Source organism: Nonomuraea longispora, assembly GCF_004348345.1.
Classification (GTDB): domain Bacteria; phylum Actinomycetota; class Actinomycetes; order Streptosporangiales; family Streptosporangiaceae; genus Nonomuraea; species Nonomuraea longispora.
The window spans coordinates 1-26,906 of sequence record NZ_SMJZ01000125.1 but is presented as its reverse complement, the minus strand read 5'-3'; the positions used below and the strand labels follow the sequence as shown (position 1 = coordinate 26,906).

Sequence of the window (26,906 nt, the reverse complement as noted above, 5' to 3'; positions counted from 1 at the left end):
GGGAGGTGAAGCACAGAGCGCCCACGGTCACGGTGAGGCCGACGGCGGTGGCTGTCCTGCGGTTCATCACTTGATCGCTCCATGTGTGCACACAAACGACTGACAGTGGTCAAGGACCGTAGTTGAGTTGTCAAGAGAGTGCAAACAGTGACGGTTGGTGACAATGAGGTGAACAGCCGATCTGCCCCCCGATGTCGGATGGGTCGTCTGTTAGCGTCATCGATGCAGTGAGGGGGTGGTGCGCATGCCCGCGAACGGCGTGGCGATCCAGTTCGTCCGCGCGGCCGTCGACTCCACCGGGACGGCCGGGCCCGACGTCAGGCGCACGCTGGACCGCCCCGGCGCCACCCACGTCGGCTGCGCCCGCACGGTCGAGATGATGCGAGACCTGTGGCGAAGCAGCGGCGACGAACTGCTCAGCCTCGGCCCGCGACCCATCCCGCCCGGCACGTTCCGGATGATCTCGCTGGGGCTCATCCACGCACCCGACCTGCGGGCCGCCCTCGGGCGCCTGACCGAGTTCGCCTCGATCACCACAGGCTTCTCCCGCAGCCGTCTCGTCGTCGACGACGCCACCTGCCGCGTCGAGATCGCCGCCGAGCCCGGCGTCCGCGTCCCCCAGCTCGCCGCCGAGATCGTGCTCGCCCTCGTCCACCGTTTTCCCGCGTGGCTCGTCGCCCGGCGGATCATGCCGTCCCGGCTGGAACTGCCGTTCCCCGAGCCTCCCCACAGCGACGCGTACGTGCCGGTGTTCGGCCGCATGCCCGTCTTCGACGCCCCGGCGGTCTCGATCAGCTTCGGCGTCCGGCATCTCACGGCCCCCGTCGTACGCAAGGAGGCCGACCTGCTGCGCTACCTCAGCCGGTGGCCCGCCGATCTGATCAACCACCGCGACTACGCCACGACCACGGCCGCCCGGGTGCGGGCCGTGCTCGAACGCGGCGGCCCCGGCGAACGCACGCGCGCCGACGACGTGGCCGCCAGGTTGTCGATCAGCGCCCAGCACATGCGCCGGCTGCTGCGCCAGGAGGGCACGTCGTTCCAGCGGATCCGCGAGGAGGTCCTGCGGGACGTCGCCGTCGCGAGCCTGGAGCGCGGCGGGGAGTCGGTGGAGCAGATCTCCTGGCGGCTCGGGTTCTCCGAGCCGAGCGCGTTCCGGCGGGCCTTCACGCGCTGGGTCGGCAGCCCGCCGGGCGAATACCGCGCCCGGCACACCGTCTGACGCGGACTGTCACGCCCGGTACGCCGTCGGGCCCCGGGGCTATCGGGTGCGGCGGCGGACGGCCAGGCCGATCACGACGGCCGTGCCGGCCAGGCACGACCAGGCGAACACGTCGCCGATCACCCGGTAGACCGTGGCGGCGCCGCGTACGGGCACGTCGGACAGGACCACGTGCCGGTCCCCGCCCGCGTAGTCGTGCGCGGCGAGCACCCGGCCCTGCGCGTCGAACGCCCCCGACACCCCGAACTCGGCCTGCCGGACCATCGCGTACCCGTTCTCGATCGAGCGCAGGCTCGCCTTCTGGCTGTGCACCGGGCCGATCTCCGCCCAGTCGCGCGCGGGCACGAGCATGATGTCGGCGTCCACGCGCATCAGCTCGGGAAAGTCGGCGTCGAAGCACGTCACCGTGGCCAGCCGCCCGTACGGCGTACGCGCGACCGGCACCACGCCGTCGCCCGGCGGGTAGAACTCCAGGCCGGGAATGGGATGGCTCTTGTCGTAGGCCCAGACCTGCGCGCCCGAAGGGTCGTACAGGTAGGTGCGGTTGGCCGCGTACGGCGCCCGCGGCAGCACGAGGGACACGGCGGCCTGCAGGTAGACGCCGCTCTCCCGGGCCGTGGCGGAGACCTGCCCGAGGAACGCCTTCTCGTCGGCCGCCAGGACGCCCGCCGCCTGCTCGGACCACATCACGATCTTCGCGCCCGCCCGCGCCGCCTCCCGCGTCCTGGTCAGCAGGTTGGCGTTGACCTTGCCGAAGGCCGCCCGTACGGTCGCCTGATCCCGCGAAGCCACCTGCTGCGGGGTGAGGTCCGCGCTGAGCGTGGCGCGCAGGTCGTGGGTGGCCGAGGTGTCCGGGCTGATGCCGGCCACGCGCACGGTCGCGCCATCCGGCGGGAGGAACGCGAGCCGCGCCCCGCCGGCGAGCAGGGCGAGCATGACGACGACGGCGTACGCACCCGCGGTCCGGAGCGCGTACCCCCGCAGCCGGCTCTCCCAGAGGTGGTTCGCCGTCGTCGCGAACCAGCCGATGAGGAAGCCCACGCCGTACGGGCCGGTCACCGACACGACCTGCAGCAACGCCAGGTCGTCGTGCTGTGTGGCGGCCGGCACGCCGAACGCGGTGCCGAAGGGGCTGAGCAGCGTCATCAGGAACTCGCAGGCCGCCAGCGCCGCCGGGAACAGCAGCAGGGACGTGACCGTGCCGGCCCTGGGGGTGACGAGCCGGTCCAGGACGTACGGGACGACGGTCAGGGTGCCCAGCGCGAGGATCCCCACCACGACGATCACGGTCATCGGCACGGCGGTCTCGACCAGCCAGAACGCGCCGGCCAGCGCCGAGGCCGCCCACACCGCCGCGAGCCCGCCGAGGGCCGGTCCGGTCCGTACGAACCTCAGCAACAGGACCGGCGACAACCAGGCCGCCGCGGCGATGTCGAAACGGCCGTGCACCGCGAAGAGCCACAGCAGCGTCCCCGCTCCCAGCCAGGCCCACCGCCACCGACGTCCGCCAGGGACCGGCGGCGCGGCCTCGCTCCGCCGGTCGAGCTGCTCTGTCCGCATGTGATCCTTCCCGCCGTCGAAGCCTCCGACCCGCGATCACGCGGGACGGAGGTTCGACCAGTGCCTTGTACGACGGCCGATCCGGTCGCGGACCGACGTTAATCCCGGCACCCACGCGAGGGCTGTGACCTCACCTCTCCTCATCCATGACCGAACCGCTCCCCGGCCTTCGAGCACCCGAGCCGCGGCTACTCGGCGTCGGGCTGGTCCGCCCCCGGGCGCGCTGGCTGTGACCGTCGGGGTCGGCGAAGGAGCCGCCGTAACCACCCCACGGCAGTGCGCCGGCGGGTTTGAGTATCGTCGCGCCGGCCTTCGCGTCCTCCACCATGATTGCGTCGACCCGCCCCTCGCTCCGGACGACGTACGTGAGGGCGAAGCCGCTGATGAACACCGCCACCCCGTAGTCGTGAACCCGACACTCTGGTCCGTCCTGACCGCACACGTACTGATTCGGCCCACTCCGCTGGCCTCGGCACGAACGAACACCAGGGGAGGCTGCAGTAGTCCTGACGAACAAAGAAGCTCAAGATCACAGAACAGGGACGAAACAGGCGGACCCCGAAGATCAGCCAGCGTCTCAGCAGACCCGGCCCGCCACTCCAGGAGAGCCGGGTTCAGCATGTCAACGCCTACTTGAGGAGTTGGCGGGCCATGACCATGCGCTGGATCTGGTTCGTGCCCTCGTAGATCTGGGTGATCTTGGCGTCGCGCATCATGCGCTCCACCGGGAAGTCCTTCGTGTACCCGTACCCGCCCAGCAACTGCACCGCGTCCGTCGTGATCTCCATGGCGGCGTCCGAGGCCGCGCACTTGGCGGCGCTCGACAGGAAGGTGAGGTCTTTCTGGGGTTCGCCGTTCATCGCTCGTTCCGACTTCGCCGCCGCGTGGTACGTGAGCTGCCGGGCCGCCTCCAGTTTCATGGCCATGTCGGCGATCATGAACTGGAGTCCCTGGAAGTCGGCCACGGGACGGCCGAACTGCTTGCGTTGCTTGACGTAGCCGATCGCGTAGTCGAGGGCGCCCTGGGCGATGCCGAGGGCCTGGGCGGCGATGGTGACGCGGGTGTGGTCGAGGGTGGCGAGGGCGGTTTTGAAGCCGGTGCCGGGCTCGCCGATCATGCGGGTGGCCGGGATGCGTACGTCGTCCAGAATGACCTGGCGGGTGGGGGACCCCTTGATGCCGAGTTTCTTCTCCTTGGGCCCGAACGAGACGCCCTGGTCGGATTTTTCGACGACGAAGGCGGAGATGCCGCGCGCCCCCGCGGACGGGTCGGTGACCGCCATGACCGTGTAGTACTCGGAGACGCCGGCGTTCGTGATCCACATCTTGGTGCCGTTGAGTACGTACGTGTCGCCGTCCGCGACCGCGCGGGTCTTCATGGCCGCCGCGTCGGAGCCGGCCTCCGGCTCCGACAGCGCGTACGAGAACATGGCCTCCCCCCGGGCGACGGGCGCCAGGTAGCGGGACTTCAGCTCCTCCGACGCCGAGAGCAGCAGCGGGACCGTGCCCAGCTTGTTGACGGCGGGGATCAGGGAGGAGGACGCGCACGCGCGGGCGACCTCCTCGATGACGATCACCGTGGCCAGGGCGTCCGCCCCCGCTCCGCCGTACTGCTCAGGGACGTGTACGGCGTGCAGGTCGGACGCGACGAGCGCCTTGTAGACGTCCCAGGAAAACTCCTCGGTCTCGTCGGCCGCGGCTGCGTGCGGGGCGATCTTCTCGTCGGCCAGGGCACGGACGGTCTCCCTGAGCAGGTCGTGTTCCTCGGCGGGCGCGTAAAGAGGGAAGCTCATGCGACAGATACTAGGACGTCCGACCATCTTGTTACCAGCCGGTACGGTTTGCGAAAGGGAGGTGGTGGCACGAAGGAGGTAGCGAGGGCCGGTAGCATGCCTCAGCAAATCGAAAGGAGCTCACTCGTGCCATATCGCCTCACGGTGATCGGGACCGGATACCTGGGGATCACCCATGCGGCGTGCATGGCCGATCTCGGATACGACGTGCTGGGCCTCGACATCGACGCCGACAAGATCAACCGGCTCAACAACGGGCAGCTCCCGATCCACGAGCCCGGGCTCGAAGAGGTGCTCCAGCGCGGGCTCGAATCCGGCCGCCTGCGCTTCACCACCTCGTACGAGGAGGTCGCTGCCTTCGGCGACGTGCACTTCATCTGCGTGGGCACCCCGCAGAAACGCGGCGAGTACGCCGCGGACGTCTCCTACACGCACCAGGCCGTCGAATCCCTGGCTCCGCTTCTTGACCGGGAGTGCCTGGTGGTGGGCAAGTCCACCGTGCCCGTCGGCACCGCCGAACGGCTGGCCGACAAGCTCGCCCGGCTCGCTCCCGCGGGCGGCGAGGCCGAGCTGGCCTGGAACCCCGAGTTCCTGCGGGAGGGTTTCGCGGTCAGGGACACCCTCAGCCCCGACCGCATCGTACTCGGTGTGCGCAGCGAGCGGGCCGAGAAGGTGCTGCGCGAGGTGTACGAGCCGCTGGGCGAGGTCCCGTTCGTGGTGACGGACTTCGCCACGTCCGAGCTGGTCAAGACGGCCGCCAACGCGTTCCTCGCCACCAAGATCTCTTTCATCAACGCCATGGCCGAGGTCTGCGAGGCCGCCCACGCCGACGTCAAGCAGCTGTCCGAGGCGCTGTCCTACGACGACAGGATCGGCGGCCGTTACCTCAACGCCGGGCTCGGCTTCGGCGGCGGCTGCCTGCCCAAGGACATCAGGGCGTTCATGGCGCGGGCCGGCGAGCTGGGCGCGGACCAGGCGCTGACGTTCCTGCGCGAGGTGGACGACATCAACATGCGCCGCCGGGCCCGCATGGTCGATCTGGCGAGGGAGCTGGCCGGCGGCTCGTTCCACGGCTGCACCGTGGGCGTGCTGGGCGCCGCGTTCAAGCCCAACTCCGACGACATCCGCGACTCCCCCGCGCTCAACGTCGCCGTCACCATCGGCCACCAGGGCGGACGGGTCACCATCTACGACCCGATCGCGCTCGACAACGCGCGTAAGGCCCATCCCGAGCTGAACTACGGCGATTCCGCCGTCGAGGCAGTGCGCGGCGCGCACGTGGTCCTGTTGCTGACCGAGTGGCAGGAGTTCCTGGAGCTCGACCCCGAGCAGCTGGGAGCGGTGGTCGCCACCCGGCGCATCGTCGACGGCCGCAACTGTCTCGACTCCGAGCTGTGGCGCGCGGCAGGCTGGCACTACCGCGCGCTGGGCCGCCCCTGAGCCACCGCGCGCAGAGCACCCGCGGCGGCGGCCGGCCGCCGTGGCTCAGAGGTCGGCGGCCTCGGACCGCAGCCGCTCGCCCTTGGCGTACGCCTGCTCCTTCAACCGCGCCTGGAACTCCTCCATCCGCGTCCGCAGCCCGGCGTCGGAGGCGGCGAGGATGCGTGCGGCCAGCAGGCCCGCGTTGCGGGCGCCCCCGACGGCCACGGTCGCCACCGGCACCCCGGCCGGCATCTGGACGATGGACAGCAGGGAGTCGAGCCCGTCGAGGTGTTTGAGCGGCACCGGCACCCCGATCACCGGCAGCGGTGTGACGGAGGCCAGCATACCGGGCAGGTGGGCGGCCCCGCCTGCGCCGGCGATGAGCACCTGGAGGCCGCGGGCGGCGGCCTTGCGGCCGTAGTCGATCATCTCGACCGGCATGCGGTGGGCCGACACCACATCGGCTTCGAACGCCACCCCGAACTCGGCGACCGCCTCGGCGGCGGCCTTCATCACGGGCCAGTCGGAGTCGCTGCCCATGACGATGCCGACGCGCGCCTCGGAGGAACTCATGTGTACTCCCCGGTGGTGAGGTAGACGGCGGCGTGGCGGGCGCGGGCGCGCACCTCGTCGAGGTTGGAGCCGAGGGCCGTGACGTGGCCGATCTTGCGGCCGGGGCGCACGTCCTTGCCGTAGAAATGCAGCTTGATGCCCGGGTCGTGGGCGAGCACGTGCTCGTAGCGCTTGAACAGGCCGGGGTCGTCGCCCCCGAGCAGGTTGGCCATGACGACGACGGGCGCGGTCATCGTGGGCGAGCCGAGCGGCAGGTCGAGCACCGCTCGCAGGTGCTGCTCGAACTGGGAGGTCCTGGCGCCCTCGATGGTCCAGTGGCCGCTGTTGTGCGGCCGCATGGCCAGCTCGTTGACGACCAGCCCGTGCGCGGTCTCGAACAGCTCCACGGCCAGCAACCCGGTCACGCCGAGCTCGTGGGCGATCTTCAGGCTGATGCGCTGGGCCTGGGCGGCGTCCTCCGGGTCGAGCCCGGGCGCGGGAGCGAGCACCTCGACGCAGATGCCGTCCTGCTGCACGGTCTCGACGACGGGGTAGCTGACGCCCTGCCCGTGCGGCGAGCGGGCCACCAGCACCGCCAGCTCCCGCTCGAACGGCACGAACGCCTCGGCCAGCAGCTCGACGCCGGCCTCGAACGCCTCGGCGATCTCCGCGGCCGACCCGCACACCCACACGCCGCGGCCGTCGTAGCCGCCGCGTACCGCCTTCAGCACCACCGGCCAGCCGTGCTCACCGGCGAAGCGCTCGGCGTCGGCGGCCGTCTCGACCCTGGCCCAGGCGGGGCAGGGCACGCCGATCGCGGTCAGCCGCTCGCGCATGAGCGCTTTGTCCTGGGCGTGCACGAGGGCACGGGCTCCGGGGTGCACGGTGTGGCCGTCGGCGACCAGGGCTCTGACGTGCTCGGTGGGCACGTGCTCGTGGTCGAACGTGATCGCGGCGCAGCCCTTGGCGAACTCGCGCAGGTCGCCGAGGTCGCGGTAGTCTCCGACCCGCGTGTCGGTGATCACCCGGGCGGCGCTCTCGTCAGGGGCCGCGGCCAGCACCCGCAGCTCGACGCCGAGCGCGATGGCGGGCGGCTGCGTCATCCGGGCGAGCTGGCCGGCGCCGACGATGCCCACGACCGGGCCGATAGGGCTGTAGGAACTCACGCCAGGTGAGCTTACCGGGACGGAACGACTTCCTCCGACGGGCGCCCCTTCCAGATCATGGCAGGTTATCGGGCATGGCGGGGGTTAGGCCGCATTCGCGATGAACGTTCTTTGCGCGGTATGTTCATCCGTCTGACACCGGGCCTACACGATGACCGGTACGCTGAGGTGGTCAGGCTCGACAAGGGAAGGGACCGAGCAGAGACGTGGACTTCGCAAGACGCCTCTACGAGCGGTTCGCCTCTCTGGTGCACGAGCTGGCCAAATTCGGCAGCATCGGGGCCATCGCCTTCCTGATCGACACAGGCGCCTACAACCTCTTCCTGCTGGGAGTGGAGCTGGGGCCGCTGACCTCGAAGGTCTTCGCGACCACGATCTCGGCGACGTTCGCCTACCTGGGCAACCGCTTCTGGACGTTCCGGCACAGGGAGCAGAGCGGGCTCGGGCGCGAATATTTCCTGTTCTTCCTGCTCAACGGCATCGCGCTGCTGTTCGGGCTGCTGGTGATCGGCTTCACCACCTACACGCTCCATCTCGTCGACCCCCTCAGCGCCAACATCGCCAACATCATCGGCGTCGGGCTCGGCACGCTGTTCCGCTTCTGGTCGTACAAGAAGTGGGTGTTCCTGGAGGCAACCGAGCCCATCCCGGTCGAGCTGCCCGAGGCCGGGGTCAAGCAGGACCGCTGACCACGCGGTTGCCGCCGTTCTCCTCCGCGGGGCGCAGGAAGACGGCGAACGTGGCCGGACGCCGGCGCACCAGCTCCAGTCTCCCGCCGTCGGCGGCCGCCAGGGCGCGGGCGAGCGTCAGGCCGAGGCCGGTGCCTCCGCCGCCGCTGACGTTCCGTTCGAAGATCCGCGGGGCGATCTCGTCGGCGATGCCCTCGCCCTCGTCCGCGACCTCGATCACCACGTAGCTGTCGCCGCAGGTGGACGCCACGGTGACGGCGCCGCCCCCGTGGCGCAGGGAGTTCTCCAGCAACGAGGCGATCACCTGGCCGAAGCCGCCGGTGGTGGCCATCGCCTTGAGCCCGCGGGTGCCGTCGAGCCGGATCTCGCGGCCCGCGTCGCGGAAGACCGGCTCCCACTCGATGATCTGCTGGCCGAGGATCTCGTCGATGGCGACGGGGTGCGCCTGCGCGTGGCGCTGGCGTCGGGCGGCGGCCAGCAGTTCGTCGATCACTGCGGTGAGCCGCTCCGCCTGGACGATCGCCGCCTCGCCCTCCTCGCGCACGACCTCGGGCTCGTCGGAGGAGGCGACGATCTCCTCCAGCCGCATGGTGAGGCCGGTCAGCGGTGTGCGGAGCTGGTGGGAGGCGTCGGTGGCGAACTCACGCTCGCGGGTGAGCAGGTCGGAGATGCGGGTGGCGCTGCGGTCGAGCACCTGGGCGACCCGGTCGAGCTCGGGGATGCCGTAGCGGTGCTTGCTCGGGCGCGCGTCGCCCGAGCCGAGCCGGTCGGCGATCTTCGCCAGGTCCTGGAGGGGGAGCGTCAGCCGGCGTGACTGGACCACGGCCAGGCTGACGGCGACCGCCAGGGCGGCCACGGCCAGAGCCACGATGAGCAGCAGGCGTGCCCCCACGTCCTGTTCGACCTGGTCGCGGTCGCGACTGATCCGGACGTAGACGCCGGTGTTGGTCTGGGCATCCTCCGTCATGAGGTGACCGGACGGCGGGGGCGAGCCGACCACGGTCACCCGGAGGGGGGTTCCGTGTTCCCAGATCTGAATGTATCTGTCCGGGTATTTCTGCTCCAGTTGCTGAGGGTCGAGCGGCGTCTCCTGGACACGGGCGTACTCCACCTCTCCCACGAGACGCTTGGCCTCGGACCCGAGCTCCTGAGCGGCCTCATCGACGATCAGGCGACTTACCACGACTCCCAGGGGGACCCCCAGCAACAGGACCGCGATGACCGCGACGACCAGGGTGGAGGTGAGCAGTCGGCGGCGCATCCGCCTACTCGCGTTCGAACCGGAAGCCGACTCCCCGGACGGTCGTGATGTAGCGGGGCTTGGCGGCATCGTCGCCGAGCTTGCGGCGCAACCAGGAGATGTGCATGTCGAGGGTCTTGGTCGACCCCCACCAGTTGGTGTCCCACACCTCCCGCATGATCTGTTCGCGCGTGACGACTTTGCCGGCGTCGCGTACGAGCACGCGCAGCAGGTCGAACTCCTTGGTCGTCAGGTGGAGCTCCTTGTCTCCCATCCAGGCCCGGCGCGAGTCGGCGTCGATGCGCACCCCCTGGACGACCGGGGTCTCGGAGGTGCCGCGCCGCAGCAGCGCACGCACCCGGGCGAGCAGTTCCGCCAGCCGGAACGGTTTCGTCACGTAGTCGTCGGCGCCCGCGTCGAGCCCGACGACCGTGTCGACCTCGTCGACGCGTGCGGTGAGTATCAGAACCGGAGTGCCGTGCCCTTCGGCGCGGATCCGGCGGGCCACCTCCAGACCATCCATTTCGGGCAGGCCAAGGTCGAGAACGATGAGGTCTATGCCGCCCGACAGGGCCCTTTCCAGGGCCTGTGGGCCATCGGGGCTCACCTCGACCTGATAGCCCTCGCGACGTAGCGCACGCGCGAGCGGCTCGGAAATCGAGGTGTCATCCTCGGCGAGAAGTACGCAGGTCATGAAGCGATCGTAGGACCTTAGGCGATCGTTTCCCGGGCACAGCGCGCGGTTTGACTCGTAGTTGACCTATCCATTGACCTGGGCAAACTCGCCTAAATATCACTTAGTCAGGATTAAATTACCGTGATTATCGACGCGAAACTTGGCGGCCCGTGCGCGACGCGCCAGAGTGAAAAATCCGCCAAGCACTTTCCACGGACGAGAACCCTCCCTGCCGCGCCGGGTAGGGAACGCGTCACGGCGGAACCGGTTGTGTGGCGAACGACCTTTTCCGGACGCCGCGCAGCGCCGATCCTCGGTCGGGGCCCGCCCGGAAGAAGGAGATGATCACGATGACCACCAGCACCGACGAGTTCGCCGACCGCCTGCTGGGATCGGCACTCGGCACCGTCGACCTGCTCTCCATGCACATCGGCGACCGGATGGGCTGGTATCGCGCGCTGGCCGCGCACGGCCCGGCCGACCCCGCCGAGCTGGTCGCCCGCTCCCGTGGCCACGAGCGGTACGCCAGGGAGTGGCTGGAGCAGCAGGCCGCCTTCGGAATTCTGGAGATCGCGGAGGACGGCCGCTTCGCCCTGCCCGGCGCCGCGGCCGAGGTGCTGACCGACGAGTCGAGCCTGGCCTACCTGGCCCCGCTGGCCCGGATGCTGGCCGGCGCGTCCGTGCAGCTGCCCGCGCTGCTGGAGGCCTACCGCGAGGGCGGCGGGGTGCCATGGGCGGCGTTCGGGGCCGACCTGCGGGAGTCGCAGGCCGACATGAACCGGCCCTGGTTCGAGCACGCCCTGCCGGAGGCGCTCGCCGGCGTGCCCGGCCTCGACACCGTGCTGCGGCGCCCTGGCGCCCGGCTCGCCGACGTGGGCTGCGGGGGTGGGTGGTCGACCATCGCGCTGGCCAGGGCGTACCCCGAGGCGGGCGTGGTAGGGGTCGACATCGACGGCCCGTCCGTCGAGCTGGCCACGCGCAACGCGGCGGACGCGGGGCTCGGCGACCGGGTGAGCTTCCGCCGCGGTGACGCCGCCCTGCTGGACGAGGGCCGCTACGACGCCGTCTTCGCCTTCGAGTGCGTGCACGACATGCCACGGCCGGTGGAGACGCTGGCGGCGGCGCGGCGGGCGACGGTCCCCGGCGGGGCCGTCGTCGTCATGGACGAGGCCGTCGGCGAGTCCTTCACGGCCCCCGCCGACGACCTCGAACGCCTGATGTACGGCTTCAGTCTGCTCATCTGCCTGCCCGACGGAATGAGCGAGCAGCCCTCGGCCGCCACCGGCACGGTGATGCGGCCGGGAACGCTGCGCCGCTACGCCCGCGAGGCCGGCTTCTCCGACGTCGAGATCCTGCCCATCAAGGACTTCGGTTTCTGGCGCTTCTACCGGCTGATCCCCTGAAGCCCGTAGAGATCGGATGTCTCGCCGTGCGGCCCTGCTACCCTGAGGCCGCATGGCAGGCATCCCCCAACACACTTCCCCGCCGTCGCCCGATACACCCGATGACCTGACCCTCTGGTACGACGCACCGGCCACCGACTGGGAGAGCCAGGCGCTGCCCATCGGCAACGGCGCGCTGGGGGCCATGGTGTTCGGAGGGACCCGGACCGAGCGGCTGCAGTTCAACGAGAAGACGTTGTGGAGCGGCGGCCCGGGGTCGCGGCAGGGCTACGACTTCGGCAACTGGGTCACGCCCCGGCCGGACGCCCTGGCCAGGGTCAGGCGGCGGCTCGACCGCGACACGCGCATGGCGCCCGAGGAGGTGGCGTCCGAGCTGGGCCGGCCGAAGTCGGGGTTCGGCGCGTACCAGCCGTTCGGTGACCTGTGGCTCGACCTGGCGCACGACGGCGCGGCCGGCGGCTACCGCCGGGAGCTGCGCCTGCGGGAGGCCGTGGCGAGGGTCCGCTACACCGTGGACGGCGTGCGTCACGCGCGCGAATACCTCGCCGTCCATCCGTCCGGCGTGATCGCCGGGCGGATCTCGGCCGACCGGGCGGGCGCGGTGTCGTTCACCCTGCGGGTGTCCTCGCCCCACCCGGGCGCGCGGGTGGGCGTCGTGGGCGGACGGCTGACGCTCAGGGGGGCGCTGGCGGACAACGGGCTGAGGTACGAGGCCCAGGTGCAGGTGGTCGCGGAGGGCGGCACCCGTACGGACGGGGACGGCTTGGTCACGGTCACCGGGGCCGACAGCGTGTTCCTGGTGGTGTCGGCGGGCACCGACTACGCCCCGACATACCCGGCGTACCGGGGCGACGACCCGCACGCCACCGTCACCGCCGCCGTGGACAGGGCCGTGGCGCAGGGCTACGACGCGCTCAGACACGCCCACCAGGACGACTACCGGGCGCTGTTCGACCGGGTGCGGCTCGACCTCGGGCAGCGCACGCCGTCCGTCCCCACCGACCGGCTGCTGGCCGGCTACACCGGCGGCCCGGGGGCGGACGACCGCGCGCTGGAGGCGCTGCTGTTCGCCTACGGCCGCTACCTGCTCATCGCCTCGTCACGGCCCGGGTCGTTGCCCGCGAATCTCCAGGGCGTGTGGAACGACTCCACCGGCCCGCCCTGGTCCTGCGACTACCACACCAACATCAACCTGCAGATGAACTACTGGCCGGCCGAGGTGACCAACCTGGCCGAGGCGGCGCGGCCGTACGACGACTTCGTCACGGCGCTGGTGGCGCCGGGCGAGGTGACGGCGCGGGAGATGTTCGGGGCCGGCGGGTGGGTGGTGCACAACGAGACGAACCCGTACGGGTTCACCGGCGTGCACGACTGGGCCACCGCGTTCTGGTTCCCGGAGGCGGCCGCCTGGCTGACCCGGCAGCTGTACGAGCACTACCTGTTCAGCGGCGACCTCGGCTACCTGCGCGAGACCGCCTACCCGGTGATGAAGGGGGCCGCGCGGTTCTGGCTGGACACGCTGCACACCGACCCGCGCGACGGCAGCCTCGTCGTCTCGCCGAGCTACTCGCCCGAGCACGGCGACTTCTCGGCCGGGGCGTCGATGTCACAGCAGATCGTCTGGGACCTGCTCACCAACGTGGCCGAGGCCGCCGCCGCGCTGAACGTCGACGCCGGGTTCCGTACGCGGGTGCGGGAGGCGCTGGACCGGCTCGATCCGGGGCTGCGGGTCGGGTCCTGGGGGCAGCTCCAGGAGTGGAAGGCCGACTGGGACGATCCCGGCAACACGCACCGGCACGTGTCGCACCTGTACGCGCTCCACCCCGGCCACCAGGTCACGGCGGAGAGCCGCGAGGGGGAGGCGGCCAGGGTCGCGCTGACGGCCCGGGGCGACGGCGGGACCGGCTGGAGCAAGGCGTGGAAGATCGGCTTCTGGGCGCGGCTGCTCGACGGCGACCACGCGCACACGATGCTGCGCGAGCAGCTCAGGCACTCGACGCTGGACAACCTGTGGGACACGCACCCGCCGTTCCAGATCGACGGCAATTTCGGTGCGACCGCGGGCATCGCGGAGATGCTGGTGCAGAGCCGGCCGGGCGAGATCCACGTGCTGCCCGCGCTGCCGTCCGCCTGGCGTACGGGGTCGGTGCGCGGGCTGCGGGCCAGGGGCGACGTGACGGTGGACGCCGCCTGGCGCGACGGTGCCGCCGAGCGGATCACGGTGCGCGTGGGGCGTACCGGCCGGATCAGGCTCCGTTCGGCGGCCGTCGCGGCCGGCGGCCGGGTGCTGGGCGAGCGCGGGGACGACGTGGGCGCGCGCCGCTGCGGGCACACGCTGGCCTGGGACGCCGCCGCTGGGGCTGCATACACCGTCGTGACGGGGCTGGGGAGTCGTCAGTCCGCCGAGGGCGGCTCGGCGTAGCGGGCGAGGTAGAGCTGCTCGCCGAGGCTGCGGATCAGGTCGAGCTCGGTCTCCAGGTAGTCGATGTGCACCTCCTCGTCCTCAAGGATCTCCTCGAAGATGCGGGCGGAGGTGACGTCGCCCTTCTCCCGCATGAGCTGGATGGCCGGGCGCAGCCGCTGCACCACCGACAGCTCCACCTCAAGGTCGGCCCTGAGCTGCTCCTCGACGGTCTGGCCGATGTGCAGCGTGCCCAGGCGCTGGTAGTTGGGCAGCCCTTCGAGGAACAGGATGCGGTCGGTCAGGCGCTCGGCGTGCCGCATCTCGTCGATCGACTCGGCGCGGGTGTGCTCGGCCAGCTTGGTGTATCCCCAGTTCTGCTGCATCTTGGCGTGCAGGAAATACTGGTTGATAGCGGTCAGTTCGGCGGTCAACTGCTCGTTGAGCAGCTCGATGATCTGCTTGTCGCCCTGCATGGCAGGCCCCTTGGTGCTATCCGGCTACGCGGTCGTCAGTTCTTCAGACCGCTTCAGGATCGCACAGATTTTCCGTACACATCGGGCACAGTCACCACCCGCACCCGTGGTATCACGGATCTGCTTCGGGGTGCTCGCCCCTGCGGCAATGCAGTCGTGCACCTCGTTCTCGGTCACTGCACGACACACGCATGCGTACATCCGGGGACAAGCCTCTCTCAAGCAAAGGGGGCGCCATTAGGTTAGGCACACCTAAGGTAGCCCACTTTGGTAAGGCTTGCCTACGTTAGGTACGCCACAGTGGTGTACCCGAACGCGAGCGGGTCATTCCTCTCAGTGGCCCCGGGCGATCCACTCCTCCAGGTGCGGGGCCTCGGCGCCGATGGAGGTGGAGTCACCGTGCCCGGTGTGCACGACGGTTTCCGGCGGCAACGTCAGCAGGCGCTCCCGGATCGACGCGATGATCGTGTCGAACGAGCTGTAGGAACGCCCGGTCGCCCCGGGCCCGCCCTTGAACAGGGTGTCACCGCTGAACAGCGCGCCCAGGTCGGGCGCGTACACGCAGACCGCGCCCGGCGCGTGGCCGGGTGTGTGCAGGATCTGCAGCGTGGTGCCGCCGAGCGTGATCTTCTCGCCGTCGGCCAGCGGTTCGTACGCCAGCGAGTCGCCGTACTGCTGCTCCCACAGCACCTGGTCGGCGGGGTGCAGCCGGATCGGCGCCCCTGTCAGCCCCGCCAGGGCCCCGGCCGCGTTGATGTGGTCGTTGTGGGCGTGGGTGCAGACGATGGCCCTGACCGCGCGCTCGCCCACCCGGTCGGCGATCGGCGCCGCGTCGTGGGCGGCGTCGATGACGACCACCTCGCGGGCGTCGCCCACCAGCCAGACGTTGTTGTCGACCTCCCACGTGCCGCCGTCCAGCGAGAACGTGCCCGAAGTGATGACGCGGTCGATCATCACAGGACCACCACCGAACGCAGCACCTCACCGCGGTGCATCTTGCCGAACGCCTCCTCAACCTGGCCCAGCTGGATCGTCTCCGTCACGAACCGGTCGAGCGGCAGGCGGTTCTGCAGGAACAGGTCGATCAGCATGGGGAAGTCGCGCGAGGGCAGGCAGTCGCCGTACCAGGAGGACTTGAGCGACCCGCCGCGCCCGAACACGTCGAGCAGCGGCAGCTCCAGCCGCATCTCCGGGGTCGGCACGCCGACCAGAACGACCGTGCCGGCCAGGTCGCGGGCGTAGAACGCCTGGTTGTACGTCTCGGGCCGGCCCACCGCCTCGATGACCACGTCGGCGCCGAAGCCGCCCGTCAGGTCGCGGATCGCCTCGACCGGGTCGTTGTCGCGGGAGTTGACCGTGTGGGTGGCGCCGAAGCCGCGGGCCCACTCCAGTTTGCGATCGTCCACATCGACCGCGATGACCTTGGAGGCGCCGGCCAGCGACGAGCCCAGCACGGCCGCGTCGCCGACGCCGCCGCAGCCGATGACCGCCACGCTGTCGCCGCGCGTCACCCCGCCGGTGTTGATCGCCGCGCCGATGCCCGCCATGACGCCGCAGCCGAGCAGCCCCGCGACCTGGGCGGGCGCCTCGGCGGAGACCTTGGTGCACTGGCCCGCGGCGACGAGCGTCTTGGCCAGGAACGCGCCGATGCCCAGCGCGGGCGACAGCTCGGTGCCGTCGGTGAGCGTCATCTTCTGGGCGGCGTTGTGGGTGTTGAAGCAGTACCACGGCCGGCCGCGCAGGCAGGCCCGGCACTGTCCGCACACGGCCCGCCAGTTGAGGATGACGAAGTCGCCGGGCTCCAGCCCCGTGACCCCCTCGCCCACCGCCTCGACGGTGCCCGCCGCCTCGTGGCCGAGCAGGTAGGGGTACTCGTCGCCGATCCCGCCCTCCCGATAGTGCAGGTCGGTGTGGCAGACCCCGCAGGCCTCCACGTTGACGACCGCTTCGCCCGGCCCCGGATCGGGGACGACGACCGTCTCGAGCGAAACTTCCTGACCCTTGCCCCTGGCGATCACGCCCTGCACTTCGTACGGCATGCCAGCCATCTTGTGCCAGGAGGATGATCTCCGCAAGACATAGGGCCGCACCACGCCGAGACCTCGCGCCGAGCTACACGGCGGTTCGTGTCAGCGGCCGTCGATCTCCCCGTCCGCGGCGTCCTCGACGAGCCGGAACAGCTCGGTGCGGACGTCCTGGATCCTCGGGATGTCGCGCAGCACGATCTCCCCCCTGTCGGAGGCGGACTCGACGGTCAGCGTGCCGCAGCCGAGCAGCCGCTCGGGGAACGTCTGGTCGGAGCTGACCGTGTTGACCTTGGCGATCGGGATCTCGTCGGTCGACTTGTTGAGCACGCCGGTGCTGATCGAGAAGCGGTGGGTGGTGAGCACGTAGCCAGTGTTCTTCCACTGCAGGTAGGGGACGAACGACCAGATCATCAGCAGGGCCAGGCAGATGACGCCGGCGGCGATCCTCGCGTGGAAGGCGAACTCCCAGTCGGCCGGGATGAAGTAGAGGGCCGCGCCGCCGGCCGCCGCGATGAGGACCAGAGCGATGAAGGGAACGACGAGCCGCTTCCAGTGAGGGTTGAAGGACCTGACGCGCCGCTCACCCTGCGTCAGACGATGGTCGGGAAGGGTCATGGGCAAATGGTGCCACCAACACCGCCCCCGCGGCTATGCCGTGCGGGGGCGTCCAGGCGGCGTGCGTCAGGCCATGCGCACGTGGACGACGTCGCCCGCGCTCAGCGTGTAGTGCTCCCCGCCGGACTCCACCTGGAGGTGCCCCCACTGGTCGATACCGCTGGCCCGGCCGGTCAGCGCCTGGTGCTCGGGCAGCTCCACCCTGACCTGCCTCCCGACCGTGGCGCTGACCGCGAGGTAGGCCGAACGCAGCCCCGACGCCTCCGCGTCGCCCTTGGCGTCGACCCAGTCGTGGTAGTGGCTCTCGACCTCGCGCAGCACGGCCCGCAGCAGCGGATCCCGGTCGAGGCAGGCCGCCCGCTCGATGCCCAGCGACGTGGCGGTTTCGACGGGCAGCTCGTCGGGCCTGAGCGACACGTTCAGCCCCATGCCGACGACGACGGCGTCGTCGGATCGCTCGGCGAGCACGCCGGCCAGCTTGCGCTCGCCGACCAGCAGGTCGTTGGGCCACTTCAGGCGCACGTCGAGCTCGGCCAGCCGGCGCACCGCCGAGGCGGCGGCGACACCGTACATCAGCGTCAGCCAGCTCTGGGCGGCGAGCGGCACCTGCGGCCTGAGCAGGATCGAGAACGTCAGGCCCGAGCGGGGCGGAGCCGACCAGGAGCGGCCCAGCCGCCCGCGGCCGGCGGCCTGCGCCTCCGCCACCAGCACGGAACCCTCGGGCGCCCCCTCCTTGGCGGCGCCGCTCAGGTCGGCGTTGGTCGAGCCGGTGCTCTCGACAACCGTGACGCCGGTCCACAGCGAGCCAGGGCGGACCAGCGCCCGGTTGAGCGCCGCCGCGTTCAGTGGCGGGCGGTCGAGGTCGGAGTAGCGGGAGTTGGCCATCCCCCCATCTTGGCTGATGGCCGTACGTACGGAGCTCCCGGGAGTGGCGCGACACCTCTATGGAATGAATCGTTCCGTTCTGCTATTCTGGAACAGAACGAACCGTTCCCCCGAAAGGATCGTCATGATCGTCACCCCCTTCCGCGTCGAGATCCCCCAGGCCGACCTCGACGACCTGCGGGTCCGTCTCGCCCTGACCCGCTTCACCGACGAGATCGACGGAGCAGTTCAGGGGGTCGGCGTCGAACGGGTCAAGCGCCTGGTCGGCCACTGGCGCGACGGGTTCGACTGGCGGGCCATGGAGGCCAGGCTCAACGCGTACCCGCAGTTCACCACCGAGATCGACGGGCAGAACATCCACTTCGTCCACGTGCGCTCCGACGATCCCGAGGCCCTGCCCCTCATCCTCACCCACGGCTGGCCCGGCTCGATCGTCGAATATCTCGACGCCATCGAGCCGCTGTCACGCCACTTCCACCTGGTCATCCCGTCGCTGCCCGGCTACGGCTTCTCAGGGCCGACGCGGGAGCTGGGCTGGAACAACCAGCGCATCGCCAGGGCGTGGGCCGCACTCATGGCCGGGCTCGGCTACGAGCGCTACGGCGCCGTGGGCAACGACGCCGGATCGATGATCTCTCCCGAAGTCGGCAGGATCGACCCTGAACACGTCGTCGGCGTGCACGTCACACAGATCTTCTCGTTCCCGTCAGGCGACCCCGCGGAGTTCGCTGACCTGAGCGAGGAGGAGCAGGCCGGGCTCGCCGTGCTCGACTGGTTCTGGAAGGAGAAGGGCGCCTTCAACGTGCTGCACGCGCAGCAGCCGCAGACGCTCGCGCACGCCATCGCCGACTCCCCCGCCGGGCTCGTCGGCTGGCTCGCCCAGCTCTTCGACGACGACCTCGACGACGACTTCGTGCTGGCCAACGCCGCCATCCACTGGTTCACCGGCACCGCCGGGTCGGCGCTGCGGCTCTACTGGGAGAACGCCCGCATGGAGCAGCCGAAGGAGCCCACGACCGTGCCGACGGCGCTGGCCATGGGCGAGGGCGACTTCGCCTCGATCCGCCGCTTCGCCGAGCGCGACCACGCCGGCATCGTCTCCTGGAAGACGTTGCCGGCGCCGGCGCGCGGGCACTACGCCGCCCACACCGCTCCCGACGTGGTCGCCGCCGACGTCCGCGCCTTCTTCGACGGGCTCAGCCGGTGTTCTGCAACCCCGCCGCGACGCCGTTGACCGACAGGAGCAGGAGCGTGGACAGCCGGTCGCGTTCCCGCTCCGACGGGTTGCCGGTGCGCAGCGCGCGCAGGGCCCGCAGCTGCAGGTGCGACAGGGCGTCGACGTACGGGTCGCGCAGCTGGACCGCCCGCGACAGCACCTTGCGGTTCTCCAGCAACCGCGTGTGCCCCGTGACGCGCAGCACCAGCTCGCGGGTCCTGTCGTACTCCTCCAGCACCTGCCGGCCGAAGTCGTCCCTGCCGCCCAGCGCCAGGTAACGCTTGGCGATCGAGCGGTCGGTCTTGGCCAGCGACATCTCGGCGTTGTCGAGCATCGCGTTGAACAGCGGCCATTCGCGGTAGGCCGCCCGCAGCTCCTCGACGTCGCCGACGGCCGCGAGGCCGGTGCCGAGGCCGTACCAGCCGGGCAGGTTGACCCGGGTCTGCGCCCACGCGAACACCCACGGGATGGCCCGCAGGTCGTCGAGCGAGCGGGGGGCGCCGAGGCCGCGGCGGGCCGGGCGGGAGCCGAGGCGCAGCGTGCCGATCTCCTCCAGCGGGCTGACCAAAGAGAACCACTCGGGGAAGCCCTCCGCCTCGGTCAGCGACCTGTAGGCCCGCTCGGACGCCGTGGCGACCTGCTCGGCCAGGCCGCGGAAACGTTCGGCGGCGGCCGCGGTGCGCGCCCCGATCGCCGGCGACGAGGCCAGCAGCACGGCGTTGGCCACCTGTTCCAGATGGCGGCGGGCGATCGCGATGTGGCCGTAGCGGGCGAAGATGACCTCGCCCTGCTCCGTGACCTTGAACCGGCCCGCCACCGAGCCGGGGGCCTGGGCCAGCACCGCGCGGTTGGCCGGGCCGCCGCCGCGGCCGAGCGCGCCGCCGCGGCCGTGGAACATGCGCAGCTTCACGTCGTGCTCGGCGGCCCAGGCGGTCAGCTCCTCCTGCGCCTCGTAGAGGCGGAGCGTGGCCGCGGCCGGGCCGAGCTCCTTGGCCGAGTCGGAGTAGCCCAGCATGATCTCCATGCGCCGGCCGGTGTCGTCGAGGCGCCGACGCACCTGCGGGATGTCGAGCATGCCGGTGAGCACGCTCGGCGAGTTGGCCAGGTCCTGGCCCGACTCGAACAGCGGCACGACGTCGAGCACGGGCGCGCGGTCGCCGAGCGCGTGCTCGGCCAGCTCGTAGACGGCCGCGACGTCGTCGGCCGAGCGGGTGAAGGAGACGACGTAACGGGAGCAGGCGGTGACCCCGAACCGCTCCTGGATCCAGCCGATCACCCGGATCGTGCCCAGGACCTCCTCGGTGCGCTCCGACGGCTCGGCACCGGCCCGCAGCTCCTCCAGTGCCGCCGCGTGCACCTGTGAGTGCTGGCGCACCTCCAGCTCGGCCAGGTGGAAGCCGAACGTCTCGACCTGCCAGATGAGGTGCTGCAGCTCGCCGTACGCCTGCCGCGGCGCGCTCGCGGCCAGCGACTCCTGCGCGAGGCGCAGGTCGGCCAGCAGCTCGGCGGGCGAGCGGTAGGCCAGGTCGAGGTCGCGGCGGTGGGTGGCGGCGATGCGCGCGGCCACGAACAGCAGCCACTGCCGGTGCGGCTCACGCGGCGAGCGGGTGGCCAGCTCGGAGACGACCTCGGGGTAGGCGTCCACGGCCGTGGCCAGCGCCACCTTCAGCTCGGGCGAGCAGGGGGCGAACTGGGCGGAGGCCGTCAGCGTGCGGCCGATGCGCGAGCAGGCGGTCTCCAGGGCCGTCAGCACGTGCTCGGACTGGATCTGGACGGTCTCGCGGGTGACCCTGGCCGTGACGTTGGGGTTGCCGTCGCGGTCGCCGCCGATCCAGCTGCCGTAGCGGATGAACGGCCTGGCCAGCGGTGGGCGGGTGCCGGTGCCCTTGCCGAGGGCGGGGTCGGCCGCCGGGTCGAGCGCCGCGTCGAGCGCGCGGTAGACCTGCGGCACCGTACGGAACAGCGTCTCGTCGAAGGCGGCCATGGCGGTGCGGACCTCGTCGAGCGGGTCGAGCTTGGTGGAGCGGAGCTGGGCCGTACGCCACAGCAGGTCGATCTCCTCCAGCATGCGCCGCTTGCTCTCCGCCCGCTCGGAGGCGCCGCGACCCGGGGAGTTGTACTCGGTGAGCTGGCCGCTGACCCGCTGGATCGCGGTGACGACGGCGCGCCTGCGCGCCTCGGTGGGGTGCGCGGTGAGCACCGGGTGCAGCTCCAGGCCCTCCACCAGCTCGGTGACGCGCTCGGCGCCCAGCTCGCGTACGGCCTGCGCGAGCGACTCGCGCTGCACTCTGCCCTCGGCGTCGCGTTCGCGCAGCGTGCGGATGCGGTAGTGCTCCTCGGCCAGGTTGGCCAGGTGGAAGTAGCAGGTGAACGCGCGGGCGACCTCGACCGCCCGCTCGATCTCCCATCCGGCGATCATGTCGGTGATCTCGTCGGCCGAGATCTCGCCCCTGCGCGCGGCGATGACCGCCTTGCGCAACCGTTCGACGTCGGCCAGCAGGTCTTCGCCGCCCTGTTCGGCCAGCACCCGGCCGAGCAGCTTGCCGAGCAGGCGCACATCGTGGCGCAGCTCGTCCGGCATCTCGGTCACGGCGGCGCTGCGATGTTCGAGCCCCTGGTCAATCATGTTTCGAAGGGTAGCGAGTCGCCAGGAACGACCGTAGACCGGTCTCAGTCATTGGACTAGACCACTGCTTCGTGGCAGGTCAGGTGGGCTTGGACACGGCCGCCAGCAGATCGGGCATCCGGGCGAACCCGAGCTTGGCGCCCAGCCGCCTGCCGAGCACCTCGGCCAGCAGGCCGTAGAACGGCGCCACCGCGCACACCCAGACCAGCCCCAGGAGCAGCCCCGCCACGAGCGGCGCCAGCAGCAGCGCCATGCCGGCCGACGCGCCGAGCGCGGAGAGGAACGCCAGCCCGCCCTGCCCGGGAGCGGCGCCGGTGAAGGCGTTCATCCGGTCGGGCACCGTGTACGGCAGGATCACGCTGGTCACCGAGCCGACGCCGAACCCGATGCCGAGCACTCCCCATCCGGCCGTCATGGCCGGCAGGATCATCGTGGGATGCCCGGTGAGCAGGCCGGTGGTGACGGCCAGCACGGTGATCAGCGGCGCGGCGACCAGCGTGCCGGCCAGGTGACGCCCGGCCAGGTCGGTGGACAGGTCACGCTCGGAGCCGAAGGCCACGGCGTTCATCCACAACGAGCGCCCGTCGATGCCGAACGCGTTGCCCGACTGCAGGGCGATCATGAGCGCGCCCACGCAGGAGATCACGATCGGTGTCCACTGGCCGCCCCCTCCCCTGCCGGGATCGCTCACCGTGAACGACAGGATGAGGGTGACGACGATGGCGCTGGCCCAGCCGACGCGGAACCTCGGATCGCGCCTGATGTAGGCCAGCTCCTTCGTCACCACGGCCGCCAGCGGCCCGTCGGGCAGGAACCGGCCGACGAGCCCGCTCCCCCTGCGTACGGACGCGGCCTGCGTGGAGGAGTCGGGCGTGACGAGGGCCCGGCTGAGCGCCTTGACCCACAGCCAGCCGAGCACCACCACGAGCAGGGCGAGCAGCGCCAGCTCGGCCAGCCCCGTGAGGCCGCCGTCGGCGAGGGCGTGCGCCGCCAGGCCGGGCGGGGTCCACCTGAGCACGGCCGCCATCTGGTGCAACAGCGCCGTGGGGTCGCTGAAGCCGCGGTTCATCAGCAGGTTGGGCAGTTGCGCGAGCAGCACCAGGGCCAGCGCGCTCACGGCCAGCAGGTCGCGCCCGCGCCGGGTGCGCAGCGCGCCGGACAGGGACGTGGTGACCAGCCTGGACGCCACCACGCAGCTCGCGAACTGCAGCAGCACGGCCGGCACGCCGATCAGGACGCCGCCGGGGCCCGACGCGACCGCGACCAGGGCGCCGCCGGTCACGACGAGCGTCGCGAGCGGCCAGACGCCGGTCACCGACGCGGTGAACATGCCGACCGCGAGCCGCCCGGTGCGTAGCGGGAACAACGACAACTTCGCGGGGTCGAGCGTGTCGTCGAGGCCGAACGCGAGCAGCGGCACGATCATCCAGCCGAAGAAGAACGACGCGAAGGCGAGCGTCACGAGCGAGGCGGCGATGTCGCCCGGCGCCAGCCTGAGCAGGCTCATCAACAGGAAACCGAGCGCGGCCAGGCCGGCGGCGATGACCAGGGTGAGGACGAAGCCGAGCTTGCGCTGGGCGTCGCCGCGCAGGTTGCCGGCCAGCAGCCGCACCTTGAGCCGCGCGAACAGCAGGACGGTGCTCACCGTGCGTCCTCCGGCCGGGCGCCGAGCCAGCTCAGGCCCGCTTCGCGGTCGTGCGGCGTGCCGCCGACCAGGTCGAGGAACGCCTGGTTGAGGCTGCGCCCGCCGCGCACCTCCGCCAGCGGGCCCTGCGCCACGATGTGGCCCGCGCTCATCACGGACACCCAGTCGCACAGCCGCTCGACCAGGTCCATCACGTGGCTGGAGAAGATGACGGTCGAGCCGGACGCGGTGAAGCGCCGGAGCACCTCGGTGAGGGTGTTGGCGCTGACCGGGTCGACGCCCTCGAACGGCTCGTCCAGGAAGAGCACCGACGGGTTGTGCAGCAGCGCGGCGGCCAGGCCGATCTTCTTGCGCATGCCGGTGGAGTAGTCGACGACGAGCTTGTCGGCGGCGCCGGTCAGGTCCATCACGTCGAGCAGCTCGCCCGCGCGCTGCTCGACGTCGGCCTTGGGGATGCCGCGCAGCATGCCGTTGTAGAGCAGCAGCTCACGGCCCGACAGCCGCTCGAACAGCCGCAGGCCCTCGGGGAGCACGCCGATGCGCGCCTTGACCGCGACGGGGTCGCGCCACACGTGGAACCCGTCGACCTCGGCATGGCCTCCGTCGGGGCGGAGCAGCGCGGTGATCATGCTGAGCGTGGTCGTCTTTCCCGCGCCGTTGGGGCCGACGAGACCGGCGAAGCTACCCGCGGGGACCACTAGATCGACCCCTGCCACGGCGACCTGCGACCCGTAACGTTTGACCAGGCCATGGGTACGAACGGCATCCGTCATGGATCCACTCTGACGGACGGACTAGATTTGCGCGCATGACTGCAGCGGCTGACGACCTACCGGAAAAGCTGGACATCCATACCACTGCCGGCAAAATCGCTGATCTGGAACGACGGCTCGTCGAAGCCGCTAGCGCCGGTTCGGCGGCCGCGGTGGCCAAGCAGCATGCCAAGGGCAAGATGACCGCCAGGGAGCGGGTGCTGGCGCTGCTGGACGAGGGCTCGTTCGCGGAGTTCGACGAGTTCGCCCGGCACCGGTCCACGATGTTCGGGCTGGAGGAGCGGCGGCCGTACGGCGACGGCGTCATCTCCGGCCACGGCACCATCGACGGCCGGCAGGTGTGCGTGTTCTCGCAGGACGTGACGGTGTTCGGCGGCTCGCTCGGCGAGGTGTACGGCGAGAAGATCGTCAAGGTCCTCGATCTGGCGATCAAGACGGGCTGCCCGATCATCGGCATCAACGAGGGCGGCGGCGCGCGCATCCAGGAGGGCGTGGTCGCGCTCGGTCTCTATGCGGAGATCTTCAAGCGGAACGTGCACGCCTCGGGGGTGATCCCGCAGATCTCGCTCATCATGGGGGCCGCGGCCGGCGGGCACGTCTACTCGCCGGCGCTGACCGACTTCACCGTGATGGTGGACCAGACGTCGCACATGTTCATCACGGGCCCCGACGTGATCAAGACGGTGACGGGCGAGGAGGTAACGTTCGAGGAGCTCGGCGGGGCCCACACGCACAACACCAAGTCGGGGGTGGCTCACTACCAGGCCGACGACGAGGAGGACGCCCTCGACTACGTCAAGGCCCTGCTGTCCTACCTGCCGTCCAACAACCTGGACGAGGCGCCGATCTTCGAGCCGGCCATCGACCTCGAGCCCGATCCCGAGCTCGACGTGCTGATCCCCGACTCGGCCAACCAGCCGTACGACATGCACCGGGTGATCGAGCACGTGCTGGACGACGGGGAGTTCCTGGAGGTCCACGCGCTGTTCGCGCAGAACATCGTGGTCGGCTACGGCCGGGTGGACGGCCAGCCGGTGGGGGTCGTGGCCAACCAGCCGATGCATTTCGCCGGCTGCCTGGATATCGACGCCTCCGAGAAGGCCGCAAGATTTATTCGAACATGTGATGCTTTCAATATCCCCATCCTGACATTTGTTGATGTGCCGGGTTTCCTCCCCGGAGCCGATCAGGAATGGAACGGAATCATCCGCCGCGGCGCCAAGCTGCTCTACGCCTACGCCGAGGCCACGGTGCCGCTGATCACGGTGATCACGCGCAAGGCGTACGGCGGCGCGTACGACGTCATGGGCTCCAAGCATCTCGGGGCCGACGTCAATCTGGCCTGGCCGACGGCCCAGATCGCGGTCATGGGCGCGCAGGGCGCGGTCAACATCCTCTACCGGCGCGAGCTGGCCGCCGCCGACGACCCCGACGCCGTGCGGGCCCGGCGCGTCACCGAGTACGAGGACACGCTGACCAATCCGTACATCGCGGCGGAGCGCGGTTACGTGGACGCGGTGATCCGGCCGGCCGAGACCCGGTCCCAGGTCGTCAGGGCGCTGCGCGCGCTGCGGAACAAGCGGGCCACGCTGCCCCCCAAGAAGCATGGGAACATCCCGCTATGACAAGCCATCTGCGCATTGTTCGCGGCGACGCCTCACCCGAGGAGATCGCCGCGTTGGTGGCGGTACTGGCCGCCCGGCACGTCGGACCACAACCGTCTCCCGCCCGCCGTCGGCAAACGTGGCGAAACCCCGCCAGAGGTATGCGTAAGCCTGTCCTCCCAGGGAAGTCGGCATGGCGGATGAGCGCTCTACCCTAGATAGATCCTGTGAATCGGGTGTCAAGTTCCCCGGGAGTTGGGACTATCTAGAGAAAGTAGGCGTATATAGTCAGCCGATCAACTAACACCCGCGGCCTGGAGGACGACATGGCCATCCCAGACCTCATGCCGCATCCTGTGGCAGCCAAGTACGCCGTCCTAGTGGATGTCGGTTATCTGTACGCTGCGGCAGGTGAGGTGCTGCTCGGCGCGAAGGAACGCAAGGAATATCGGGTGGCCGCCGATGAGCTCATACAGAGTCTACAGAAACATGCAGAGGAACGTATTTCTGGCGAACTCCTGCGGATCTATTGGTATGACGCAGCCCGTGACCGTGTGCCCACCGTCGACCAACGGGTCATAGCCCAGCTCCCCTGGGTCAAGGTGCGGCTTGGCAACCTGAACGCCCGAGGTCAGCAGAAGGGCGTGGACGCGCAGATCAGGAGCGACCTGGAAGCGCTGGCCCGGCATCATGCGGTCACCGACACGATTCTGCTGGCAGGCGATGAGGACATGGTTCCCGCGGTGGAGGCGGCGCAGGCCTACGGCGTACGCATCCACCTGTGGGGGGTGGAGCCGCCGTACGGCACCAACCAGGCCGAACGGCTCGTGTGGGAGTCCGACACCGTCGAAGTGATCACTGCTGATTTCCTGAGGCCCTTTTTCAGCCGCGCTCCCCAGCCCGTCCCGGTCACGC

General features: G+C 70.5%; 25 protein-coding genes. 9 read left to right on the top strand and 16 right to left on the bottom strand.

The features are described from left to right. The first annotated feature begins 244 nt into the window (after positions 1-244). Positions 245-1,222 carry an AraC family transcriptional regulator gene (locus E1267_RS28175; protein ID WP_132336678.1) on the top strand — a complete coding sequence of 326 codons (978 nt, stop codon included), beginning with the start codon at positions 245-247 and terminating at the stop codon, positions 1,220-1,222. A 39-nt stretch (positions 1,223-1,261) separates the two neighbouring features. On the opposite strand, the gene E1267_RS28170 is transcribed toward E1267_RS28175, so the two are convergent. From E1267_RS28170 to E1267_RS28160, 3 genes are all read right to left on the bottom strand, one after another. Next, the gene (locus E1267_RS28170) at positions 1,262-2,782 is read right to left on the bottom strand and encodes a nitrilase-related carbon-nitrogen hydrolase (RefSeq protein ID WP_132336676.1); all 1,521 of its coding nucleotides are present in this window, start codon (positions 2,780-2,782) and stop codon (positions 1,262-1,264) included. A gap of 130 nt (positions 2,783-2,912) precedes the next feature. Then, positions 2,913-3,179, bottom strand: coding sequence for a VOC family protein (locus tag E1267_RS46650; RefSeq protein ID WP_246064311.1), 267 nt, complete (start codon positions 3,177-3,179; stop codon positions 2,913-2,915). A 232-nt stretch (positions 3,180-3,411) separates the two neighbouring features. Beyond that, on the bottom strand, positions 3,412-4,575 hold the full coding sequence (locus E1267_RS28160) for an acyl-CoA dehydrogenase family protein (RefSeq protein ID WP_132336674.1): 1,164 nt from the start codon (positions 4,573-4,575) through the stop codon (positions 3,412-3,414). A gap of 126 nt (positions 4,576-4,701) precedes the next feature. On the opposite strand from E1267_RS28160, the gene E1267_RS28155 reads away from it, so the two are divergent. Next, entirely contained in the window at positions 4,702-6,015 is a 1,314-nt protein-coding gene (locus E1267_RS28155) for a UDP-glucose dehydrogenase family protein (RefSeq protein ID WP_132336672.1), read from the top strand. Positions 6,016-6,060: 45 nt separating this feature from the next. Here the strand turns inward: E1267_RS28155 and purE are convergent, their stop codons facing one another. Together purE and E1267_RS28145 are read right to left on the bottom strand one after the other, a co-directional pair. Next, positions 6,061-6,570: a 5-(carboxyamino)imidazole ribonucleotide mutase gene (gene purE, locus E1267_RS28150; protein ID WP_132336671.1), complete on the bottom strand. Its 510-nt coding sequence runs from the start codon at positions 6,568-6,570 to the stop codon at positions 6,061-6,063. Next, positions 6,567-7,715: a 5-(carboxyamino)imidazole ribonucleotide synthase gene (locus E1267_RS28145; protein ID WP_132336669.1), complete on the bottom strand. Its 1,149-nt coding sequence runs from the start codon at positions 7,713-7,715 to the stop codon at positions 6,567-6,569. The genes purE and E1267_RS28145 overlap by 4 nt, the downstream gene beginning before the upstream one ends. Before the next feature lie 206 nt (positions 7,716-7,921). Between E1267_RS28145 and E1267_RS28140 the strand changes: the two genes are divergently transcribed. Then, positions 7,922-8,404, top strand: a complete 483-nt coding sequence (locus E1267_RS28140) for a GtrA family protein (protein ID WP_132336667.1) — start codon at positions 7,922-7,924, stop codon at positions 8,402-8,404. On the opposite strand, the gene E1267_RS28135 is transcribed toward E1267_RS28140, so the two are convergent. Further along, positions 8,388-9,665, bottom strand: coding sequence for an ATP-binding protein (locus E1267_RS28135; RefSeq protein ID WP_132336665.1), 1,278 nt, complete (start codon positions 9,663-9,665; stop codon positions 8,388-8,390). The two genes, E1267_RS28140 and E1267_RS28135, sit on opposite strands and share 17 nt — an antisense overlap. Before the next feature lie 4 nt (positions 9,666-9,669). Next, a complete protein-coding gene (locus E1267_RS28130; RefSeq protein ID WP_012888073.1) occupies positions 9,670-10,338 on the bottom strand; it encodes a response regulator transcription factor in 669 nt (222 codons plus the stop codon). Between the two features lie 332 nt (positions 10,339-10,670). On the opposite strand from E1267_RS28130, the gene E1267_RS28125 reads away from it, so the two are divergent. Together E1267_RS28125 and E1267_RS28120 are read left to right on the top strand one after the other, a co-directional pair. Beyond that, on the top strand, positions 10,671-11,723 hold the full coding sequence (locus E1267_RS28125; protein ID WP_246064310.1) for a class I SAM-dependent methyltransferase: 1,053 nt from the start codon (positions 10,671-10,673) through the stop codon (positions 11,721-11,723). A 52-nt stretch (positions 11,724-11,775) separates the two neighbouring features. Continuing rightward, positions 11,776-14,145: a glycoside hydrolase family 95 protein gene (locus E1267_RS28120; RefSeq protein ID WP_132336661.1), complete on the top strand. Its 2,370-nt coding sequence runs from the start codon at positions 11,776-11,778 to the stop codon at positions 14,143-14,145. Here the strand turns inward: E1267_RS28120 and bfr are convergent. The 6 genes from bfr to E1267_RS28090 form a co-directional block, all read right to left on the bottom strand. Further along, positions 14,118-14,600 carry a bacterioferritin gene (gene bfr, locus E1267_RS28115; RefSeq protein WP_132336659.1) on the bottom strand — a complete coding sequence of 161 codons (483 nt, stop codon included), beginning with the start codon at positions 14,598-14,600 and terminating at the stop codon, positions 14,118-14,120. The genes E1267_RS28120 and bfr overlap by 28 nt on opposite strands. A gap of 24 nt (positions 14,601-14,624) precedes the next feature. Continuing rightward, positions 14,625-14,801: a (2Fe-2S)-binding protein gene (locus tag E1267_RS28110; RefSeq protein ID WP_132336657.1), complete on the bottom strand. Its 177-nt coding sequence runs from the start codon at positions 14,799-14,801 to the stop codon at positions 14,625-14,627. Positions 14,802-14,933: 132 nt separating this feature from the next. Then, entirely contained in the window at positions 14,934-15,554 is a 621-nt protein-coding gene (locus tag E1267_RS28105; RefSeq protein WP_132336655.1) for an MBL fold metallo-hydrolase, read from the bottom strand. Continuing rightward, a complete protein-coding gene (locus E1267_RS28100; protein WP_132336653.1) occupies positions 15,554-16,639 on the bottom strand; it encodes an S-(hydroxymethyl)mycothiol dehydrogenase in 1,086 nt (361 codons plus the stop codon). The genes E1267_RS28105 and E1267_RS28100 overlap by 1 nt, the downstream gene beginning before the upstream one ends. A 90-nt stretch (positions 16,640-16,729) precedes the next feature. Then, on the bottom strand, positions 16,730-17,242 hold the full coding sequence (locus E1267_RS28095) for a PH domain-containing protein (RefSeq protein ID WP_132336651.1): 513 nt from the start codon (positions 17,240-17,242) through the stop codon (positions 16,730-16,732). Positions 17,243-17,308: 66 nt separating this feature from the next. Then, a complete protein-coding gene (locus tag E1267_RS28090; protein ID WP_132336649.1) occupies positions 17,309-18,127 on the bottom strand; it encodes a biotin--[acetyl-CoA-carboxylase] ligase in 819 nt (272 codons plus the stop codon). Positions 18,128-18,251: 124 nt separating this feature from the next. Here E1267_RS28090 and E1267_RS28085 point away from each other — a divergent pair, with 124 nt between their 5' ends. Beyond that, entirely contained in the window at positions 18,252-19,361 is a 1,110-nt protein-coding gene (locus E1267_RS28085; protein ID WP_132336647.1) for an epoxide hydrolase family protein, read from the top strand. On the opposite strand, the gene E1267_RS28080 is transcribed toward E1267_RS28085, so the two are convergent. The 3 genes from E1267_RS28080 to E1267_RS28070 all read right to left on the bottom strand — a co-directional run bounded on the left by E1267_RS28080 (position 19,324) and on the right by E1267_RS28070 (position 24,387). Beyond that, a complete protein-coding gene (locus tag E1267_RS28080; RefSeq protein WP_132336645.1) occupies positions 19,324-21,969 on the bottom strand; it encodes a phosphoenolpyruvate carboxylase in 2,646 nt (881 codons plus the stop codon). The two genes, E1267_RS28085 and E1267_RS28080, sit on opposite strands and share 38 nt — an antisense overlap. A 79-nt stretch (positions 21,970-22,048) precedes the next feature. After that, positions 22,049-23,614 carry a hypothetical protein gene (locus E1267_RS28075; RefSeq protein WP_132336643.1) on the bottom strand — a complete coding sequence of 522 codons (1,566 nt, stop codon included), beginning with the start codon at positions 23,612-23,614 and terminating at the stop codon, positions 22,049-22,051. Beyond that, positions 23,611-24,387, bottom strand: coding sequence for an ABC transporter ATP-binding protein (locus E1267_RS28070; RefSeq protein WP_132336641.1), 777 nt, complete (start codon positions 24,385-24,387; stop codon positions 23,611-23,613). Before E1267_RS28070 ends, E1267_RS28075 begins: the two co-directional genes overlap by 4 nt. Before the next feature lie 35 nt (positions 24,388-24,422). Between E1267_RS28070 and E1267_RS28065 the strand changes: the two genes are divergently transcribed. From E1267_RS28065 to E1267_RS28055, 3 genes are all read left to right on the top strand, one after another. Beyond that, positions 24,423-26,012, top strand: coding sequence for an acyl-CoA carboxylase subunit beta (locus E1267_RS28065; protein WP_132336639.1), 1,590 nt, complete (start codon positions 24,423-24,425; stop codon positions 26,010-26,012). Continuing rightward, positions 26,009-26,209, top strand: coding sequence for an acyl-CoA carboxylase subunit epsilon (locus E1267_RS28060; RefSeq protein WP_132336637.1), 201 nt, complete (start codon positions 26,009-26,011; stop codon positions 26,207-26,209). The genes E1267_RS28065 and E1267_RS28060 overlap by 4 nt, the downstream gene beginning before the upstream one ends. 108 nt (positions 26,210-26,317) lie before the next feature. Beyond that, positions 26,318-26,906: NYN domain-containing protein (locus E1267_RS28055; protein ID WP_132336635.1), on the top strand; the 589-nt coding region annotated here is incomplete at its 3' end.

What these genes read in the sequence shown, in the direction of transcription:
- E1267_RS28070 (WP_132336641.1), bottom strand. Translation starts at nt 24,387, where the DNA reads ATGACGGATGCCGTTCGTACCCATGGCCTGGTCAAACGTTACGGGTCG.
- E1267_RS28160 (WP_132336674.1), bottom strand. Translation starts at nt 4,575, where the DNA reads ATGAGCTTCCCTCTTTACGCGCCCGCCGAGGAACACGACCTGCTCAGG.
- E1267_RS28120 (WP_132336661.1), top strand. Translation starts at nt 11,776, where the DNA reads ATGGCAGGCATCCCCCAACACACTTCCCCGCCGTCGCCCGATACACCC.
- E1267_RS28135 (WP_132336665.1), bottom strand. Translation starts at nt 9,665, where the DNA reads ATGCGCCGCCGACTGCTCACCTCCACCCTGGTCGTCGCGGTCATCGCG.
- E1267_RS28080 (WP_132336645.1), bottom strand. Translation starts at nt 21,969, where the DNA reads ATGATTGACCAGGGGCTCGAACATCGCAGCGCCGCCGTGACCGAGATG.
- purE (WP_132336671.1), bottom strand. Translation starts at nt 6,570, where the DNA reads ATGAGTTCCTCCGAGGCGCGCGTCGGCATCGTCATGGGCAGCGACTCC.
- E1267_RS28095 (WP_132336651.1), bottom strand. Translation starts at nt 17,242, where the DNA reads ATGACCCTTCCCGACCATCGTCTGACGCAGGGTGAGCGGCGCGTCAGG.
- E1267_RS28085 (WP_132336647.1), top strand. Translation starts at nt 18,252, where the DNA reads ATGATCGTCACCCCCTTCCGCGTCGAGATCCCCCAGGCCGACCTCGAC.
- E1267_RS28125 (WP_246064310.1), top strand. Translation starts at nt 10,671, where the DNA reads ATGACCACCAGCACCGACGAGTTCGCCGACCGCCTGCTGGGATCGGCA.
- E1267_RS28100 (WP_132336653.1), bottom strand. Translation starts at nt 16,639, where the DNA reads ATGCCGTACGAAGTGCAGGGCGTGATCGCCAGGGGCAAGGGTCAGGAA.
- E1267_RS28110 (WP_132336657.1), bottom strand. Translation starts at nt 14,801, where the DNA reads ATGTACGCATGCGTGTGTCGTGCAGTGACCGAGAACGAGGTGCACGAC.
- E1267_RS28170 (WP_132336676.1), bottom strand. Translation starts at nt 2,782, where the DNA reads ATGCGGACAGAGCAGCTCGACCGGCGGAGCGAGGCCGCGCCGCCGGTC.
- E1267_RS28105 (WP_132336655.1), bottom strand. Translation starts at nt 15,554, where the DNA reads ATGATCGACCGCGTCATCACTTCGGGCACGTTCTCGCTGGACGGCGGC.
- E1267_RS28175 (WP_132336678.1), top strand. Translation starts at nt 245, where the DNA reads ATGCCCGCGAACGGCGTGGCGATCCAGTTCGTCCGCGCGGCCGTCGAC.
- E1267_RS28130 (WP_012888073.1), bottom strand. Translation starts at nt 10,338, where the DNA reads ATGACCTGCGTACTTCTCGCCGAGGATGACACCTCGATTTCCGAGCCG.
- E1267_RS28065 (WP_132336639.1), top strand. Translation starts at nt 24,423, where the DNA reads ATGACTGCAGCGGCTGACGACCTACCGGAAAAGCTGGACATCCATACC.
- E1267_RS28060 (WP_132336637.1), top strand. Translation starts at nt 26,009, where the DNA reads ATGACAAGCCATCTGCGCATTGTTCGCGGCGACGCCTCACCCGAGGAG.
- E1267_RS28090 (WP_132336649.1), bottom strand. Translation starts at nt 18,127, where the DNA reads ATGGCCAACTCCCGCTACTCCGACCTCGACCGCCCGCCACTGAACGCG.
- bfr (WP_132336659.1), bottom strand. Translation starts at nt 14,600, where the DNA reads ATGCAGGGCGACAAGCAGATCATCGAGCTGCTCAACGAGCAGTTGACC.